1 protein-coding gene is annotated in these 266 nt (G+C 56.0%); it reads right to left on the minus strand.

Features of this window, described 5'->3' with window-relative positions; genetic code table 11:
- On the minus strand, nucleotides 1-266 hold a 266-nt coding region (locus OGY18_RS27450; protein WP_286551316.1), incomplete at both ends, for a glycoside hydrolase family protein.

The raw sequence follows: 266 nt of genomic DNA on the forward strand, positions 1-266 counted from the left end.
GCTTTCTGCGGCTCGGTCAGCGGAACTTTTATATTTCGTTCAACCCATGCCAGCGCCTTGTCGCGTTCAATGGCGTTCACCTGGGCACATTTCTCAGCTGACAGCTTCATACCCTGGATAACGGGTTTACCATCAACCACCGTGGCGCCACGGCAAATCGTCCAGAGCCCGCCGCCGTCACGATACGCCTGCTCGCTATTACCCTCTTTCTCATCCAGAAACTGATCGAGAATCACGGGCGCGGAAGCCCCGGCAAGAATCAAACC

This window comes from Citrobacter sp. Cpo142 (genome assembly GCF_030332425.1).
Lineage (GTDB): Bacteria > Pseudomonadota > Gammaproteobacteria > Enterobacterales > Enterobacteriaceae > Citrobacter > Citrobacter portucalensis.